General features: G+C 64.4%; 19 protein-coding genes. 1 reads left to right on the top strand and 18 read right to left on the bottom strand.

Going from position 1 to position 14,099, the window contains the following annotated elements:
- Nucleotides 1-26: 26 nt before the first annotated feature.
- The 17 genes from RLT57_RS20545 to RLT57_RS20465 form a co-directional block, all read right to left on the bottom strand.
- Nucleotides 27-713 (bottom strand): hypothetical protein, encoded by a 687-nt coding sequence (locus RLT57_RS20545; RefSeq protein WP_311298875.1) that lies wholly within the window; start codon nt 711-713, stop codon nt 27-29.
- A 2-nt stretch (nt 714-715) separates the two neighbouring features.
- Entirely contained in the window at nt 716-985 is a 270-nt protein-coding gene (locus RLT57_RS20540) for a hypothetical protein (protein ID WP_311298874.1), read from the bottom strand.
- The gene (locus RLT57_RS20535) at nt 985-1,578 is read right to left on the bottom strand and encodes a hypothetical protein (protein ID WP_311298873.1); all 594 of its coding nucleotides are present in this window, start codon (nt 1,576-1,578) and stop codon (nt 985-987) included. The genes RLT57_RS20540 and RLT57_RS20535 overlap by 1 nt, the downstream gene beginning before the upstream one ends.
- A gap of 11 nt (nt 1,579-1,589) precedes the next feature.
- The gene (locus tag RLT57_RS20530; protein ID WP_311298872.1) at nt 1,590-2,474 is read right to left on the bottom strand and encodes a hypothetical protein; all 885 of its coding nucleotides are present in this window, start codon (nt 2,472-2,474) and stop codon (nt 1,590-1,592) included.
- 256 nt (nt 2,475-2,730) lie between these two features.
- Nucleotides 2,731-3,348, bottom strand: coding sequence for a hypothetical protein (locus tag RLT57_RS20525; RefSeq protein WP_311298871.1), 618 nt, complete (start codon nt 3,346-3,348; stop codon nt 2,731-2,733).
- Between the two features lie 42 nt (nt 3,349-3,390).
- Nucleotides 3,391-4,149, bottom strand: coding sequence for a hypothetical protein (locus RLT57_RS20520; RefSeq protein ID WP_311298870.1), 759 nt, complete (start codon nt 4,147-4,149; stop codon nt 3,391-3,393).
- Nucleotides 4,150-4,224: 75 nt separating this feature from the next.
- A complete protein-coding gene (locus RLT57_RS20515) occupies nt 4,225-4,950 on the bottom strand; it encodes a hypothetical protein (protein WP_311298869.1) in 726 nt (241 codons plus the stop codon).
- A 2-nt stretch (nt 4,951-4,952) separates the two neighbouring features.
- Complete coding sequence (locus RLT57_RS20510) at nt 4,953-5,693, bottom strand: hypothetical protein (RefSeq protein ID WP_311298868.1); 741 nt, start codon at nt 5,691-5,693, stop codon at nt 4,953-4,955.
- On the bottom strand, nt 5,693-6,274 hold the full coding sequence (locus tag RLT57_RS20505; RefSeq protein ID WP_311298867.1) for a hypothetical protein: 582 nt from the start codon (nt 6,272-6,274) through the stop codon (nt 5,693-5,695). Before RLT57_RS20505 ends, RLT57_RS20510 begins: the two co-directional genes overlap by 1 nt.
- A gap of 1 nt (nt 6,275) precedes the next feature.
- Nucleotides 6,276-6,479: a hypothetical protein gene (locus RLT57_RS20500; protein ID WP_311298866.1), complete on the bottom strand. Its 204-nt coding sequence runs from the start codon at nt 6,477-6,479 to the stop codon at nt 6,276-6,278.
- A 149-nt stretch (nt 6,480-6,628) separates the two neighbouring features.
- Nucleotides 6,629-6,952 carry a hypothetical protein gene (locus RLT57_RS20495; RefSeq protein ID WP_311298865.1) on the bottom strand — a complete coding sequence of 108 codons (324 nt, stop codon included), beginning with the start codon at nt 6,950-6,952 and terminating at the stop codon, nt 6,629-6,631.
- 250 nt (nt 6,953-7,202) lie between these two features.
- A complete protein-coding gene (locus RLT57_RS20490; RefSeq protein WP_311298864.1) occupies nt 7,203-8,135 on the bottom strand; it encodes a hypothetical protein in 933 nt (310 codons plus the stop codon).
- Between the two features lie 235 nt (nt 8,136-8,370).
- Nucleotides 8,371-8,661 (bottom strand): hypothetical protein, encoded by a 291-nt coding sequence (locus RLT57_RS20485; protein ID WP_311298863.1) that lies wholly within the window; start codon nt 8,659-8,661, stop codon nt 8,371-8,373.
- An 89-nt stretch (nt 8,662-8,750) separates the two neighbouring features.
- A complete protein-coding gene (locus tag RLT57_RS20480; protein ID WP_311298862.1) occupies nt 8,751-8,957 on the bottom strand; it encodes a hypothetical protein in 207 nt (68 codons plus the stop codon).
- Nucleotides 8,958-9,196: 239 nt separating this feature from the next.
- A complete protein-coding gene (locus RLT57_RS20475) occupies nt 9,197-9,790 on the bottom strand; it encodes a hypothetical protein (RefSeq protein ID WP_311298861.1) in 594 nt (197 codons plus the stop codon).
- A gap of 53 nt (nt 9,791-9,843) precedes the next feature.
- Nucleotides 9,844-10,254: a hypothetical protein gene (locus RLT57_RS20470; protein WP_311298860.1), complete on the bottom strand. Its 411-nt coding sequence runs from the start codon at nt 10,252-10,254 to the stop codon at nt 9,844-9,846.
- A gap of 12 nt (nt 10,255-10,266) precedes the next feature.
- Nucleotides 10,267-10,818: a hypothetical protein gene (locus RLT57_RS20465; RefSeq protein WP_311298859.1), complete on the bottom strand. Its 552-nt coding sequence runs from the start codon at nt 10,816-10,818 to the stop codon at nt 10,267-10,269.
- Nucleotides 10,819-13,216: 2,398 nt separating this feature from the next.
- Between RLT57_RS20465 and RLT57_RS20460 the strand changes: the two genes are divergently transcribed.
- The gene (locus RLT57_RS20460) at nt 13,217-13,432 is read left to right on the top strand and encodes a hypothetical protein (protein WP_311298857.1); all 216 of its coding nucleotides are present in this window, start codon (nt 13,217-13,219) and stop codon (nt 13,430-13,432) included.
- A gap of 178 nt (nt 13,433-13,610) precedes the next feature.
- Here RLT57_RS20460 and RLT57_RS20455 read toward each other — a convergent pair whose 3' ends face one another.
- On the bottom strand, nt 13,611-13,994 hold the full coding sequence (locus RLT57_RS20455) for a hypothetical protein (protein ID WP_311298856.1): 384 nt from the start codon (nt 13,992-13,994) through the stop codon (nt 13,611-13,613).
- Nucleotides 13,995-14,099 lie beyond the last annotated feature (105 nt).

Raw genomic sequence — 14,099 nt, 5'->3', positions numbered from 1 at the left:
TGAGAATTCCCTGCGGAATCCGAGTTCTAGATGCCGTACAGCGACCGGGCGAACGCGGGGTGCTCGCGGTCCCAGTGCTTGAGCAGCCAGTGCGCCGCGCCGTTCCCGTTGAGGGGGCGGAAGTCGTTGCCGGCCTTGACCGTCTCGTCCCACTGCCAGTGCTTGCCGGCCAGCCCGTAGCGCAAGGCGAAATCGGCGAACCACGGCGCGGTGCTGCCGTTGTGGACCAGGTAGTACAGCTCTTGATGCCGGGGCTCGGTCCAGCCCTGGATATCCACCCGTTGCTGGGTGATGGCGCCGCCCTCGGCATCGTGGAAGCGCCGGTCGAAGTGCGTCACCGTGGTACCCCAGAAGGTATGCACGTGCTCCTGGCTCCGGATGACGCGCTCGTTCGTCCCGTTGTCCAAGACGACGCGGTACCCGTACTTCAACTCGATCACGTCGCCCTGGACAACAGCCATCTCGCGGAGCACGCAGCCCTTCTTGGTGGCGCGTCGGGCGAAGTAGACGACGGTGGCGGGCCGACGGGTGCGCTCCAACTCCGCGACCACGTCGCGGACCTCGTGGTCCGGCGTGCCGAGCGGCATCGTGCGGACGTAGGTCTGACGGTTGTCGTCGTACACGCCGATCTCGCGGGGGGTGTCGTCCCCGTGCTTCAGCGTGCGGATTTCGTAGCGCGGGTGGATCGTGCGCTCGGGCGGGGACAGCAGCATGGTCAGTAGTCCGTCTCGAAATCGGGGTCGACCAGACCGAATTCGGGGTCGTTCGGGTCGCCGAGGGTTACCAGTTCGTCGTCACCGACGTAGCCGGCCGGGTCTTTCAGCTCGTGGTTGCCGTCGAACCACGGCTCGGGATCGCCGAGGAAGCGCGGGTCCCACTGCACGGTGCGGCCGTCCCGCGTCCAGTGGATCTTGAGCTGGCGCCGGGTGCCGTCCTCTTCCGTCCACGTGTGGATGTACGGCGCCCTCCGCAGCCGGCTCGCCATCAGTCCTGCTCGGGGAGCAGCGCGCGGACGGTGGGGTGGGTGACGGGGCGGTCGTCCTCGCAGGGCGTGAACCCCTTGAGGAGGGGGACGAACCGCTCGTCCGTGGTGTGGAGTGCCGCGACCGCGTGGAGTCCGGCCCACGGGGTCTTGGCGCGGCCGACGCTGATGGCTCCCAGCCGGACGTCGTACTCGCCGTTGTCGAGACGCTGGAGGTACCCGAGGCCGGTCCCGGCCCCACGGGTGTTGGCGTCGACCAGGAAGTCACCGTCGCCGACGGGGACGAGGGCGAGCAGCACCCCGTACCTCGGCAGGACGTCGGGGCTGAGCGGCCGGAGGACGTCGCGGGGGTTGGTCCGGTCGGACTGCTCGGGCGCCTTGAACCAGTACAGGAACTCGGCGGCGACCAATCGGGTCTTGAAGCCGTGGACCGCGCCCTGCTTGCCGGTGAGGCCGGCGTGCTCCGTGACCCAGCCCGCTCCCTTGGTCAGGTAGGTGACGCCGAGCACTTCGCCGGTGCTCTTGAGGGAGACGCGGAACTTGTGGCACGTCTCGTCGGCCGGGTCGGTGGGCTCGAACTCGAATTGCGGTTGCATCCCTTGTTCTCCTACTCGTAGATGCGGGTCTGGAAGGTGAGGTCGGCGATGGAGCCGAAGGTGTCGCATACGGCGTCGGTCACGACGCCCAGACGCCATTCACGTGTGCCGGTGCCGTCCAGCTCTATGCGGAGCACCGCGCTGATTGCACCTTCGGGAGCGTGGAGAATGACGTCCTCGCGGCCGGGGGTGTAGGTGGCGAAGTACGTGCTCTCGTACTTGTTGATCAGGTCGTGGAAGTGGAAAACGACCTGCGTGTAGTCCTCGCGGTGTTCGGGGTTGATCCGTTCCGGTGCGGGGCGGCCCCGGTTCTCCAGCTTCTCCGCGAACATCCGGTAACCCGCCAGGTCGAACTTCAGCCGGTACTCGCGGTCGCGGAAGGTGAAGTGGGCCGCAGTTACCGGGTGGTTGTGCACCACTCGCCAGTCCTCGATCCCCATGCCGAGGACATAGGCGGCCTCGTGGTACCAGAGACGTGCCGACTCCGAGGCCCGCTGGTTCCTCTCCGCCCGGGTGATGTCGCCGGTGAGCGCGAGGTGGTCGACGGACTCCGGCCGGGCCGGGCAGCCGTGCAGTAGCGAGAGCTTGAACTGTTCGATGCTTCCGGTGCGCCCGCAGTCGTGGCAGCGCTGGCCGTGCTCGGAGTCCTCGACCAGGCGGTGACCTTCGATGATGAGGAACTTCTGCGCCGGCTCGTGGACGTGCAGGGGAACTAGTCGGGCTTTGAGCGCGGGGCGACGTACGAAGGACTCGCCGCAGGGCTTGCACACCGGGTCGCGGAACGGCTCCCGGACCCCCTCGTCGTTTCGGAGGGAGCCGAGCAGCAAGTGCGTTGCGGTGCCCTCGCACGGCTCGTCGCCCGGGACGATGGTGGATTGGATAGTGGAACAGCGCATGGCGCTCCTTAAGGAAATTCCGTGGATGCGGCGGGAGTTGCGGTTGCATCCTCGGTGGCTATTTCGCTGTCATGCGCTTCCGCGCACAGCTCGCAGATGAACCCGCCAGGTACCCTGTATTTCCGGGTGTTGGGAACAGGTCCATGTCCATTGCCGTATGCGCTGGGGCATTCGTCGTTGGCGCAGTAGAAATGACTCTGCGCTTCCGGCTCGGGCCCGCCGTCCGGCCACTCGGGACCGACGTAGACGCTGCGGGTCATGACTCCTCGGCCGCGAGCCAGTAGGTGTTGTAGCCGTACTCGAAGCGCACCGGGCCGGTCGCCTTGGTGACCAGGTCGACGGCTTGGTGTCGGTCGAGGGTGATGCCACGTGTTAGGTGCGCCTTCGCGCCCAGCTCGGTGCTGCGGAGGAATTGCAGCAGGTAGTACTTCGCCTCGTGGAACGGGAGAGAGATGGTGGACCCGGCCGCCGGCACGCGGTGGCCGGCGTCGCTCTCGCTCCAGCCGGCCGACAGCTTCGGCGCACCATCGACCTCGGGGCCGGCCAGGTGCCGGTCGATCGCCTCGCCGGCCCGCTGCTCGAAGATGCGGTCCCACACGAAGGTGTCGTACGACATCTCGACGTATGCCTTCAGCGCGGCGTCCGCGCTGTCCGTGGAGTTCGGGGACTGGAAGCGCCTGGAGTACGCCCACTCCCCATCCCGGAAGCCGTCGTCCGCGCTCTTGCCGTTGTAGAGGCGGCCAACGACCCATTCGGCGCCGCCGATTCGACCCTCGCGAGTGCCGAGGAACTGACCGTAGAAGCGGTCGTCGTAGTGCTTCTGGCGGGCCTGGTGGACGATCGTCCATCCCTCAGCTCCGACGGTTTCGCTCATGCCATACCCCTCTTCTGCTGACCCCGATGGCCAGCCTGTGTGTCAGTTGGTCAGGCCCCTGTTCGGGTACTTCCGGCCGTGGGCACGGACTGCGTCGTCCCGGTTGCTGCCGTACTCCCAGGCGTCGTCGCCGAACTCGTCGATGGACCGGCAGCCCCACAGGGCACCGCCGAGGGCGGTCGGGGACATGACGACCTGGTCGGCGAAGTCGCCGTGGAAGACCAGGAATCCGCCGCCCTCGCGCCTGCGGAAGCTCTCGCCGATCCCGCCACGGTCTCGGCCCTCGATCGGCACACGCGGCGGGATGTCCTTGGACACGACGCTCACCAGCAACTCGCGCTCACCCGTACCTTCGATGGCGTCGAGCTGGCGCACGGTGACCGTTCCGAGGCCGAATCCCTCGTCGTCCTTGGGGACCGCGAGCACCTCGAAGAGCCGGCCGGCGCCGCCGGGTCGCTGGCCCGGACGGACGACGTGGTCACCGACTTCCAGGCCGGCCGCACCCGTCAGCTCGTCCTTGGCGGCCCGGATCATCTCGGTCGCCGAGTAGTGGATGCAGCACGGGTGCGTGTACACCCCGGCCAAGCCGGGGATGGCGACGTGATTTAGGGAGTCCCCGCGAACGGTTACCACGCCCTGGTCGTCGGTGCTGATCACCTCGACCGTGTACCGCTCCAGCTCGCCCACGCGAATTGCTGCTGCGTCCTTCTCGTCGAAATCGTCAACCATGTACCAGCCGGTCTTTTCATCGGCCGGGTCCGGGTCGCTCTGCTGAATGACACGGATCTGCATGCTGGGCATGCCAAAGCTCCTTCCACCACGTTGATTTGAGAAATCAGTGCCCGAGGCGGGCTAGGCCCACGAATATGGCAGGGCTTATCTGCTCGACCGATCCGATCGGGCCGCCGCCAGGGGGAGCTTGCGCTGTCCCTTCGCGACAATCGGATGCCGGTGCAGGCTCACCGCCGGCACCTCCGTCTGACAGGTGTTGCAGATGAAGGCGTGACCCTCCCAGGGCTGCCCGCAGTGGAAGCAGGTGTCGTCGTCGGTTTCCGGCGTCAGCAGCAGCTCGACTCGCTGCGGATTCCCCACGGCGTGCACGGTGGCGTAGTCGTGAGGGAACTCCGCAGCCGCCTGGCGGACGTTGTCCTCGCTGATGAACTCCGAGTGCGACAGCCCCCACTCGCGCAGCTTCCCGGCGACCGCGCGGGCCAGGGCCTGGGGCAGCTCGTACTCATCGCGCACCCACCGGGTCAGTCCGGCCTCGGTCGGCGACTTTTCCCCGAGCACCAGCCACTTGCCGCACTTGTCGCCGGTGCACCGCTCGTCCGAGATGGCGTGCCTCACGCCCTGCTCGCCGTTCGGCACCTCATTCAGCTCGGTCTCGCACATCTGCTCAGTGACGGCCTTCGGGAAGTCACCGGAGTCGTAGGAACTCTCGTCGTCGAAGTCGACGTCGAGCTTCTGCGCCGCGCGCCGAATCGCGTCCTCGTGGGACTTGCCCTTCTGCACCGTGATGCCGTTCGCTCGCATCGCTTTCAGCGTGCAGCTCGGGCACAGGTTCTCGGCCTGGTAGGTGTAGCCGACTACTCCACCGATCATGGTCAGTACTCCCGGGAGGCGGTCTGCGTGATGGGGCCCCAGGCGCCAGTGCCGGTGACCTCAAGTTGGATGTCGGTCTCGATCCAGCCGCCGGTGCCGGCGAGGACCCAGCCGGCGTGCTCACGCTCGCCCTCGATCTCGCGGACGACGAGCTTGGCGCCGAGCAGCTCCCCGAACTTCGCGTTGCGGCTGGTCAGGATCGGAACGAGTTCCTCGGTCATACGCGGGACGAGGGCCACGCCCATACGCGCGGCTTCACGCTCGGCAACCGGAATGCTCGCCGCGTACTTGCCGCCGCCGTAGGTGACCGGGTCGGCGGTGGTCAGGTGCAAGTCCCCGAAGCGGGCCGTCAGAGCGAACGGCCACGTCTCCGCGATGCCGACGACCTTCTCCCGCTCGATCACGAGCACGTCACCGTCGCGGATGTCCTCCCGGCACTGGCAGGCGCCGTACGCCTCGCCGGTGCTGTAGAAGGTCCACACCGCCGGTTCCTTGCGCTCGGCGTCGGCCTTGAGGGCACGGTCGACCTTGTCCTTCGCCGCGTTGATGTCGTCCGCGCAGCCGAGCCATCGTTCGCTGCTCGGCTCCCCGACAAAGCACGAGTAGTTGCGCGTGAAGTCGGAGTAGAGAACCCGACCGATCTGCTTGCCGCTCAGCTTCAGAAAGGCGCCCGGGGTGTGCGGGTCTTTGCTCCTCACCCAGCGCGGACGTGGAGCGGCCGTGCCCTTCGGTTCGTTCGTCATCAGTACGCCCCCGCCTTCCGGATCTTGTTCGTGCACTTCGGGCACAGCAGGTCGCCGTCGTCGTCCTTGTTCAGGTCGTAGAGCCGGATCTTGGGCCCGCGCGGGCCCACGCCCTCGATGTAGAACTGCCAGCGCTCGGTGTCCTGCGTCTCGTACGCGTGGCCGCCGTCGCACTCCATCCACGCACTGGCGAATCCCCGAAATTCATCCGGCTCGGCACATGTGAGCCGGTAAAAATTCGGCTCTTTCACGTGACTCGGCCCGGAGACCGCGACGAAGTGCTGTTCTCCGAGCTTGAACATCGTGAAATGGAGCGCCTCGTCGATCCAAGAGACGAAATTCGACGTGTGCTCCGTCTCCACCTTGCCGCTCCAGTGCGGGCCGTCGACCTTCAGGCCGCGCTTCTTGAGCCAGCCTAGGAACTCGATCGCACCGTACGGGTAGTCACGAGACGTCGCGTACTTGGAGAACCACTTCTCGTAGAGGACGTCGAGCCGATCGAATTCCTCGGTCTTGTCCTCCAGCCAGTCCGACCACTGGCCGATTACGCCGTCAGCCTCGATGCGCAGGTCGATGCCCATATTAGGCAGCCACCTTCTCGGCGTTGTAGGCGTAGGGCTTGCCCGTGGTGGAGTCGGTGTAGATCCCGGCCTCGCCCCATGTGATCGGTGAGGAGAACACCCGACCCTCCTTGATGAGCTGCGCGCCGTGCTCGCGCAACTCGACTTCCATGACCTGGTCGGAGACCCGCAAGTGCATGCACACTTCGGACCACGGCATGGTCATGAAAACGTGGTCGCCGATTTCCAGGTCAATTCGCTGCTGTTCCACTCACCCTCCCTGATAGCTGCTGACAGTCGAAAGCCCGGGGCGCGGCGTTGCGGCTGCGTCCAGGACTTCCGTTAGCTCAGTCGCTCGGAAATTTGTCAGCCCTGTTACTCGGCCGGCTCGCTGGTGATCACGCAGACCTTGTCGTAACAGAGCGAATCGCGAGTGCCGTCCTCGAATTCGAGGGCGAACCCCGTGACGGGGCTGTTCGGCACAACCGCCTTGAGTCGCTTAAAAGCGAACCGGTACATGTGTGCGGGCTGCACGATGCCCCAGTACGGCGAGTCCTGACTGCGCCAGTACGCCCGGCAGACCAGCTTGCCGACCAGTTCCCGGCTGCGGAGATGGGTGTCGTACGACGTCTCGATGTACTCGTACGTCCAGCCCTCTGCTGTGCCCTTGGCTTCCAACTCCGCGTACTGCGTACGCACTCGCGCATAATGTTGCGCGTCGTAACAGTTGCCGCAGATCTCCTTGCCCGTCTCCTGACACTTCTCCGGACCCCGCCAATTGGCGATGTGCCCGCACGCCAGCGGCTCATCCGCCACTATTTCCTCCTAGGCCATTTGGCTGGGCGCCTTACAGTTCTCTATTCGCGCAGCAAAAAGGGAGCCGACCGGCATCACACGCTCATGCCGGGGCTCCCAATCACTCCGATGATTCAGTTGTCGTACCGGCGTCCTAGCCCTCGATGTCGGTACGGAACTTCTTGGCACGCTCCGCGAGCGCCGACCAGGACTGCGCCCACATCTCCCGGGCCTCGGCCGGCACGTCCTCGTACCGCATCGTGTAGCCGGAGTAGAGCTTGATCCAGTGGCGGTGCCCGTCGTCCTCGCGGTGGCTGTCCGGCTCGACGAGCAGGTCCACGATCTCGGTACCGTCGAGTTCGGTCTTCATCTTCCACAGGACGACTCCGGGCGTCAGGACGCCCGAAAGCTCCACGAGAACCCGGTCCTCGGCCCGGAGATTCAGCGAACCACCGTGGTACCGGTCGTCGCGGGTCGCGTCCCACCAGTTCCGGAACTCCCACGCCTTGAACTCCGCCGGGAACCGACGCTCGAACGCTGCCGCGTACTCCGCAGCCTTGTCCGCCCACGGGCGCCGTTCGTCATCGGTCAACTCCCGGGTGGGGTGGGGGACGTGCGGGTACTCCTTGCCGGTGGTGATCCGGGCCTCCGCCCGCCGAGCGTTGGACCACTCCCGTACGGAAATGCCGGTCGGGAAATCGTTGAACCGACTCCCGGGAGCGGCGTATCCGAGGAAATTACCGATGACTCGCGGGAACGTGTCGGCACCCATCTTCTCGATGTCCGCCCGCTTGTCGGCGAGGTGCTGCTGGACCAGCGGATCGGCTCCCAGGTGCTGCCGGGCCAGATCACGCACGGTGTTCATCGTCGGGTCCGGGAACGTGCGCTCGATCACCCGGGCCACACCGTCGTACTGAATCCACGCGACGGCCGTCTGATTGACGACGACGGTCGCGTGGAGAGCGCCGGGGGGCATCGGTTCGCGGGCCCAGCGCATGTACGTGTCGTGCTTCAGGTCAGCAGCCGCCAGGTAGGGCCGGTACTCCTCGTCGGACAGCTCCCCACGAAACTGGGGAGGTGAGCACACGGCATGGTCCTCGATGCTGAAACGCTTGAGGCCGCGAGCGTTCAAACTACGGAGCGCCGAAGCGACCTGTGAGATGTCTTCCTTCAATGAATTTCCCCTCTCATGGTTGGCGCCGAATTTCTGCTGCGTCCTTGCCTACGCGACGTTGGCCGGACTTTCGGCGCGACTGATACGCGGCGCGCACAGCCACGGCCGGCCTCGGTACCTCCCGCATACCGAGGCCGGCCGAAGCCACCTACGCGATGGAATCGGCGATAAGCGTGTCTTCGATCTCCTGCCACGCTTCATAGAAGCGGACCTGCGTTCCCACGTCATATTCCGCGAGGCGGCAGCCCAGCACGTAATGGCCTTCGTCGTGCGGAACCACCCACTCGGGGTTCCACTGCCCTCGGCGCTGCGAGCCATCGGGAAACTGCACGATGACTCGCCACTGCCAATCTCGTTCCCAGGACACCGGCTTGACCGGCTTGGGATTCCAGTCGACAGACACCACCACCGCAGCAGTGAGGCTGCGGAAGGTGGGCATGGCAAGCACTCGATCACCGATGTTGACCGGCTGCCGTACCGGCCTGGGCTGTGGACGTCGCCGATTCATCTTTCGGCGGTCGGAGCCCGTCACTTCGTCGCACCGGTTTCGTTCAGGAAGATCCCGGGAAGCACGGGCGACGCGGTGCTGTATCGGCCGTAACCCCACCACTCGGGCGACAGCAGGTTGGGGTGAACCGTGATGTGCGTCGGGCGCCCGTACTGGTCCTGGTGGCGAATGGTCACCTTCACGCACGGCTTGCGGGCCGCCTCAGTGCAGTTGAAAATCTTGCTCACTCGGATTCCTTCCTGTCGATCATCCGGATGGACAGCTTTGCCGTCCGCGTGAAGTCAGCGCGCTTCCGACCGCGCCTCGTTTTGCCATAGAGCGGGCACAGGAGATTCAGCCGCTCCCGGGTCTGTCCCGGGATATGCACAGCAAGCGGAACGGTGGTGCACGTGGGCATGTCGTTCTCTTCTCCCATATGGGAAAGGGGCACGGAATCGAATCCCGTGCCCCAACCGATTGTCTGGAATCAGCGCCCGACCGGGCAGCCGTACACCCGGCTGTGCCGGAGCCAGATGCACACTCCGTCGCCCTCGTCATGACGCTTCGCGTAGACCTTGCATCCGGTGTCGCACCAGTCGCGCGGTGCCTCCTGGATCTCGGTCCAGGTCACCCGCGACAGGGTCGCCAGGCCGGCCGCGTAGGTGTCGACGTCCGGCAGAAGGCCCCGGACGTTCATGACGCCCCACAGGGCGTCCGTGCGGAATCCGAGCCGCATGGCCTCTCGGGCGTGGGGACCGCAGACCTTGACGCGGACCGATTCCGTCTCGTCCTTGTCTCGCATGTCGACCGCGATCGCGGGGGCCGTGCACTTGGTGTCCCCGTAGCACTGGTTCACCGGCTCGAATACCGTCTTCGAGTAGCGCACGACCGCACCCTGCTTGCGGGCGTAGATCATGTGCCGCCCGTCCTCACGGTTGACCGTGGCGACCAAGCGCGGCGCGGTCGTCGTTCCCACGCGACGGAGAATGCGGGCTGCCGCCTCGCGGACTTCGACGTTCAGTTCCGACGCCGGAATGACGGTCTCCATGGCTGCTCCCGAATATACGAGGATGAGGGTCATGTGCTTGTCTATGGCCCCCGCTGGACGTTTCAGCAGACCGCGCTTCTATCGGCCTATTTCTTGGTGGACGACTTCAGTTCCATGTAGCGGACGGAATTGCCGACCTTCCGCGCACAGAGAGGCCGAAAGTCCTCGTTCTCGGAATTCGCCTCTCCGATGATGGTCCACTCCGTGAGCAGATTCATACGCGCCATCTCACGCGTGGTCAGCTTCACGTGTTCCTGCAACTCCGACGCCTTCACGGTCTGCATGTCCTTGACCGCCGGTACGGCGAGCGCGGGCGTGTCCGACCTGTTGCCTCGTCTGACGACGCGGTTCAAGTGGCGTGCGTGCACCATCAGCCGGGCACCCAAGTCGGCGTCCCCCGCCTCATTCGCCACCCGTGCGGCACCGATCGCCGCGTGCTTGAGCGGCAGGGCCTCGTGTGAGGTGAGCGGGGAAGAATGCGTGATCACGTTCGTCATTGCGGGACCTCCCTACTTGTTACGGAAAATTCGGCGGCACTCGCGGGCCTTTTTCATCCACGCTTCCGCTCCGGAGTCGTCACCGACAGCGGCGCAGGCGCGGGACTGGCCGATAGCGTGCTCATAGTCAGCACGGGCACCAGCAATACGGCCAACGTCAGAAGCGTCCGGTGCGGCCGGGGTGGCTTTCTGCGCTTTCCGGTTGGACGCAGCAGACGCGAAATATGCGTCACGGTTTCCCCTGATCTGTGCGTCAGTGAGCCGCTTGATTCCGTCACCCTTGGACCCGTATCCGCGTCCAACGATTCCGGCCGCCGTGGCCTCACTTCCCAAACTCCGGGCCTTACGCTTAGGCCGGATTCTTGCGACGCTTTCCCCGTCCGTGATCCGTACGCCCGTTGTTCCGCCGCCCATGCGCTCAACCACACGCGCGGGCACGTTGGTACCGTTCTGCTGTTCGGACTTGAGACGCTTAGCGATTTCCGGGCGCGCGGTGCGTCCTTCCATTCGCGAAACGGTCAACGGTCGCGCCGTAGCGCGTGCGAGCTTTTTGGCTTTGGACATAGTCAGAATCCTTCCGTGACTATTGGGAAAGGTTGCGTGCCCACGGGGGGATTCGAACCCCCTTGCCCTTGACCCCGGCGGTTTGATGCTCTGATTTGGCTACGTGAGTTGTGCGCCGTTGCGGCCGCGATTGCCTGTTAGGTGAGACATTCCGCGCCTATGGGGTGCGTTCGTAGGCTTAGGTGTTGCTGAGTAGTTGATATGAGCGGGCCCGCAGCGCGCGGACTTCACACGCTGCGGGCCCTTGATTTGGTCGCTTCGCTAAGCGTTGCGACCCTTCCCGCGCTCCCGTTGTGAGCGATTGCGCGGGGAATGAGAACCCATTTGGGGACTTCCTGTGACAGTCGTCCCACACTGCCGTATCCGTCATGTGGCTATGGGTGCGGAGTATAAAACCGTCCGCACGAGGGCAGAGTTCACCCCCGGAAAGAAATCCATAGGTGTTGCTTTCGCGCGCTTCAAATACCGGGCATGGTCCCGGTAGTCAGTTCCTCCGTACTAGGTTTGCGCGTGCCCATATACAACCTGCTTCAGCACACGCGCGCTCTTTTCGGGTATCAGTCTCGGTCGACCGGCAGAGTTCACCGGTCAATTGGCAAACCCGTGCAGAAATCACACGGGTACGCGACTACGTACCTTCCGCGCACTACTTACGTCCGTTCCCTTGCGAGGAACGGCACGGGGAATGCCTGCCCGCGATACCTAGAAACTGTGGGTTGTCACCAGCAACCGCCCGCGCATGACCAATACGCGGTTTTTTGATAACGCCCGAAGCGTGGATTTTTAGGCGGTAAACGCCATGGGGGCCCGCACACGCGCATACCTCACGCGTGATCACTTGCGCTGAAAGCGTGCGCAAGGTTGGCCGGGTGAGAGACATAGCTCTCCCTAGGTAATTCGCGGGAATCCAGACAGACGACTCCCACACAACACGGCACCCTATTGAGTTCTCAAAAGTCGGGGACGCTTCCCCGTCACCTCCCCGCGCTACGGCCGAAACGGCGCGCTACGGAAAGTCACCGGCTTGCATTCACCCGCAGCGCAGAATTCACGCTTTGGGTGTCCCCTCCCCGCCCGGCCGGTTTCACCGGGGGGGTTTTCTTGCCGTCCCGTTGTGGCGACATGGATGACATTAGGTGTTCCCCCCGGCGGGGGGAACACTTTTAGCGTGACGATAGATAGACCGAGAGTGATACAAGCAGGTCAGACCCTAGAAAGTGGGCAAAAAGAATCTTGAAAACAGGGGGGAAATCTCAACATACGGACAATCTTGGTGTCCAAAATGCCCAGTAAAAATGTCACAAGACATGCCATGCCGCTTAGTTCCTTACGAATGCGTCTCTAGCGGTGCATGTCATGGCAGAAATGACGTGGCGTCAGGTCCCGCTGAAGTGGTCGGCGGCCTCGCTATGTCCGGGAATGCCCCGGAAAATTCCCGCGATTGGCTGTGCGCCTGCCTACGGCTTCCGGCACCCCCCGGGGCCCGTCGCTCCGGCCACTCCCCCCGGGGCCCGTACGCGTCCGGTCACGGTGCCGCACGGTGCCAGCAACCCGGGGCCGCTCCCCCCGGAACGGGGCCGCGCCATGCCCTACGCGCACGCGTGAGAGCCTGTCTCGGCACGGGCGCCCGACGGTCCCCCGGGGCCGGTCGACGGCTCACACGGGCGCACAGCGGCCCGCCCCCACAAAGTGGGCATGACGGACACGCACCAGAAAATATCGGGACGCGAAAATTCGGGGGATCTAAGGCATACGCCCGTGGTGACGTATAGGGCACATATAGGAGGTAGGAGAGAGTACGCACGGTTGCCCGGCTACGCGGCACATGCCTGGCTCATGGGCTTGCACGGCTCATGCGGTGCTCTGTGCGGGTAACTCCCATGCGCGTGAGATATGGCTAATGCCAGGGACGCCGCTTGTTTCACCATATGAGGTTTTTGAGCAGTGTCTTGGTATTCGCCGCAATAATTCGCGCTTGCCCGCATGTATTACATATTCGCGTTAAGTCCGTATTTGCTGAGCAAAGCGGAAATGACGCTCCGCTTTAGTCGCACCCCGTGAACGGCTGCTCACGCTCCGCCTAGTATTACGCAAGGTAGCTAGGACTACCGTGCGTTATAAGGGGCATAGCGCCTAATCGTGGCAGAAAAGACTAAGCGGCTTTACCGTGACGAAGTTAGGCATAGTTTGTAATGCGTGCACATCGGGGCGAGAGTGGGAAAGAAGCCTATTATGCTCCATTGTGTCTTTGCAGACATTAAGCACCCCCCACCATTAAACGGACAATTCTCACAAAAGGGGCCCTGGGCCTCCAAATGGAAATCCGACCCGAGCCCACGGGCAGTGTCCTCGCAGCCGGCAGTGGCCCCGGGCCGACGACTCTAGCAAGATTGACGACATGGCCACCGAAGACGCTCTCCCAGACGAGGGACTGCTGCTTACGCCGCGCGAAGCCGCTCTCCTGTCATGGCTCGTGATCGACGGCGAGGAGCGCCTAAGCATCGAAGAGGCTGCCAGCAAGTTGGACATCCGCCCAGACACAGCCAGAGTGATTATTTCCAGGGCGAAATCAAAGCTGCGCCTCTACGCCGGCCAACGTTGGCCACTGCACTAAAGCTGGCCCGAGGACACCCGGACGAGTGCCTCGTGCGTCCACAACCTGTAGGCCGGCGGCAGTGCGCGGGGTAGCACGTAGCCCCGGCGACCTGGTCGATGACCAGCGGTCCACCGGGGCTTTGAGGGTCAACGCTACAGCCGTGTGATTTCGAGGGGAAAATCGCTCGCGTTGGGGTTCACTCGTGTGCCGGGCCAGGCGCCTCCTGCCGACGGACGCGGCCTCTGCGGAGCCGGCGCTTGTGCCTGCGTGCCTCGCGGGCGTCCGCCTTCCTGGACTGGAAGTTGCGGTGGTAGTGCCAGGGCTTGCGAACGTTCTCGCACTCTTCAGCGGGGTACCAGTAGGGCTCGTCAGGGGAGCTTCGGGGGCGCTCTCTGTGGCAGAGGCAGCAGATGACGACGCCGGCTGCGTCGAGACGTTCCTGGACCCTGCCGTAGAAGCGGTCGTCGAACTCCTGCCAGTCCGCTTCCACTTCCTCGGGCGTCCGCTGGGGAAGCGAGGCGCGGTACGCCTCGCCCCACTTCGTCAACAACTCGTCGATGCGCACGGTCGGTTGAGTCATGCCCAGCAGAGTAGCTATGCGAACGCATCTGCGAGCGTAGTTGCGATCGCATCAGCTAAATTGCCCCTATGACTTCGACTTCATCTGAGAGCAAGGGCGATCCCT

It is taken from the genome of Streptomyces sp. ITFR-21, assembly GCF_031844685.1.
In the GTDB taxonomy this organism is placed as follows: Bacteria; Actinomycetota; Actinomycetes; order Streptomycetales; family Streptomycetaceae; genus Actinacidiphila.
This window is presented reverse-complemented; position numbering and strand designations above follow the sequence as displayed.

What these genes read in the sequence shown, in the direction of transcription:
- RLT57_RS20470 (WP_311298860.1), bottom strand. Translation starts at nt 10,254, where the DNA reads ATGACGAACGTGATCACGCATTCTTCCCCGCTCACCTCACACGAGGCC.
- RLT57_RS20460 (WP_311298857.1), top strand. Translation starts at nt 13,217, where the DNA reads ATGGCCACCGAAGACGCTCTCCCAGACGAGGGACTGCTGCTTACGCCG.
- RLT57_RS20505 (WP_311298867.1), bottom strand. Translation starts at nt 6,274, where the DNA reads ATGGGCATCGACCTGCGCATCGAGGCTGACGGCGTAATCGGCCAGTGG.
- RLT57_RS20515 (WP_311298869.1), bottom strand. Translation starts at nt 4,950, where the DNA reads ATGATCGGTGGAGTAGTCGGCTACACCTACCAGGCCGAGAACCTGTGC.
- RLT57_RS20500 (WP_311298866.1), bottom strand. Translation starts at nt 6,479, where the DNA reads ATGACCATGCCGTGGTCCGAAGTGTGCATGCACTTGCGGGTCTCCGAC.
- RLT57_RS20455 (WP_311298856.1), bottom strand. Translation starts at nt 13,994, where the DNA reads ATGACTCAACCGACCGTGCGCATCGACGAGTTGTTGACGAAGTGGGGC.
- RLT57_RS20530 (WP_311298872.1), bottom strand. Translation starts at nt 2,474, where the DNA reads ATGCGCTGTTCCACTATCCAATCCACCATCGTCCCGGGCGACGAGCCG.
- RLT57_RS20510 (WP_311298868.1), bottom strand. Translation starts at nt 5,693, where the DNA reads ATGACGAACGAACCGAAGGGCACGGCCGCTCCACGTCCGCGCTGGGTG.
- RLT57_RS20540 (WP_311298874.1), bottom strand. Translation starts at nt 985, where the DNA reads ATGGCGAGCCGGCTGCGGAGGGCGCCGTACATCCACACGTGGACGGAA.
- RLT57_RS20485 (WP_311298863.1), bottom strand. Translation starts at nt 8,661, where the DNA reads ATGCCCACCTTCCGCAGCCTCACTGCTGCGGTGGTGGTGTCTGTCGAC.
- RLT57_RS20525 (WP_311298871.1), bottom strand. Translation starts at nt 3,348, where the DNA reads ATGAGCGAAACCGTCGGAGCTGAGGGATGGACGATCGTCCACCAGGCC.
- RLT57_RS20545 (WP_311298875.1), bottom strand. Translation starts at nt 713, where the DNA reads ATGCTGCTGTCCCCGCCCGAGCGCACGATCCACCCGCGCTACGAAATC.
- RLT57_RS20475 (WP_311298861.1), bottom strand. Translation starts at nt 9,790, where the DNA reads ATGACCCTCATCCTCGTATATTCGGGAGCAGCCATGGAGACCGTCATT.
- RLT57_RS20535 (WP_311298873.1), bottom strand. Translation starts at nt 1,578, where the DNA reads ATGCAACCGCAATTCGAGTTCGAGCCCACCGACCCGGCCGACGAGACG.
- RLT57_RS20520 (WP_311298870.1), bottom strand. Translation starts at nt 4,149, where the DNA reads ATGCCCAGCATGCAGATCCGTGTCATTCAGCAGAGCGACCCGGACCCG.
- RLT57_RS20465 (WP_311298859.1), bottom strand. Translation starts at nt 10,818, where the DNA reads ATGTCCAAAGCCAAAAAGCTCGCACGCGCTACGGCGCGACCGTTGACC.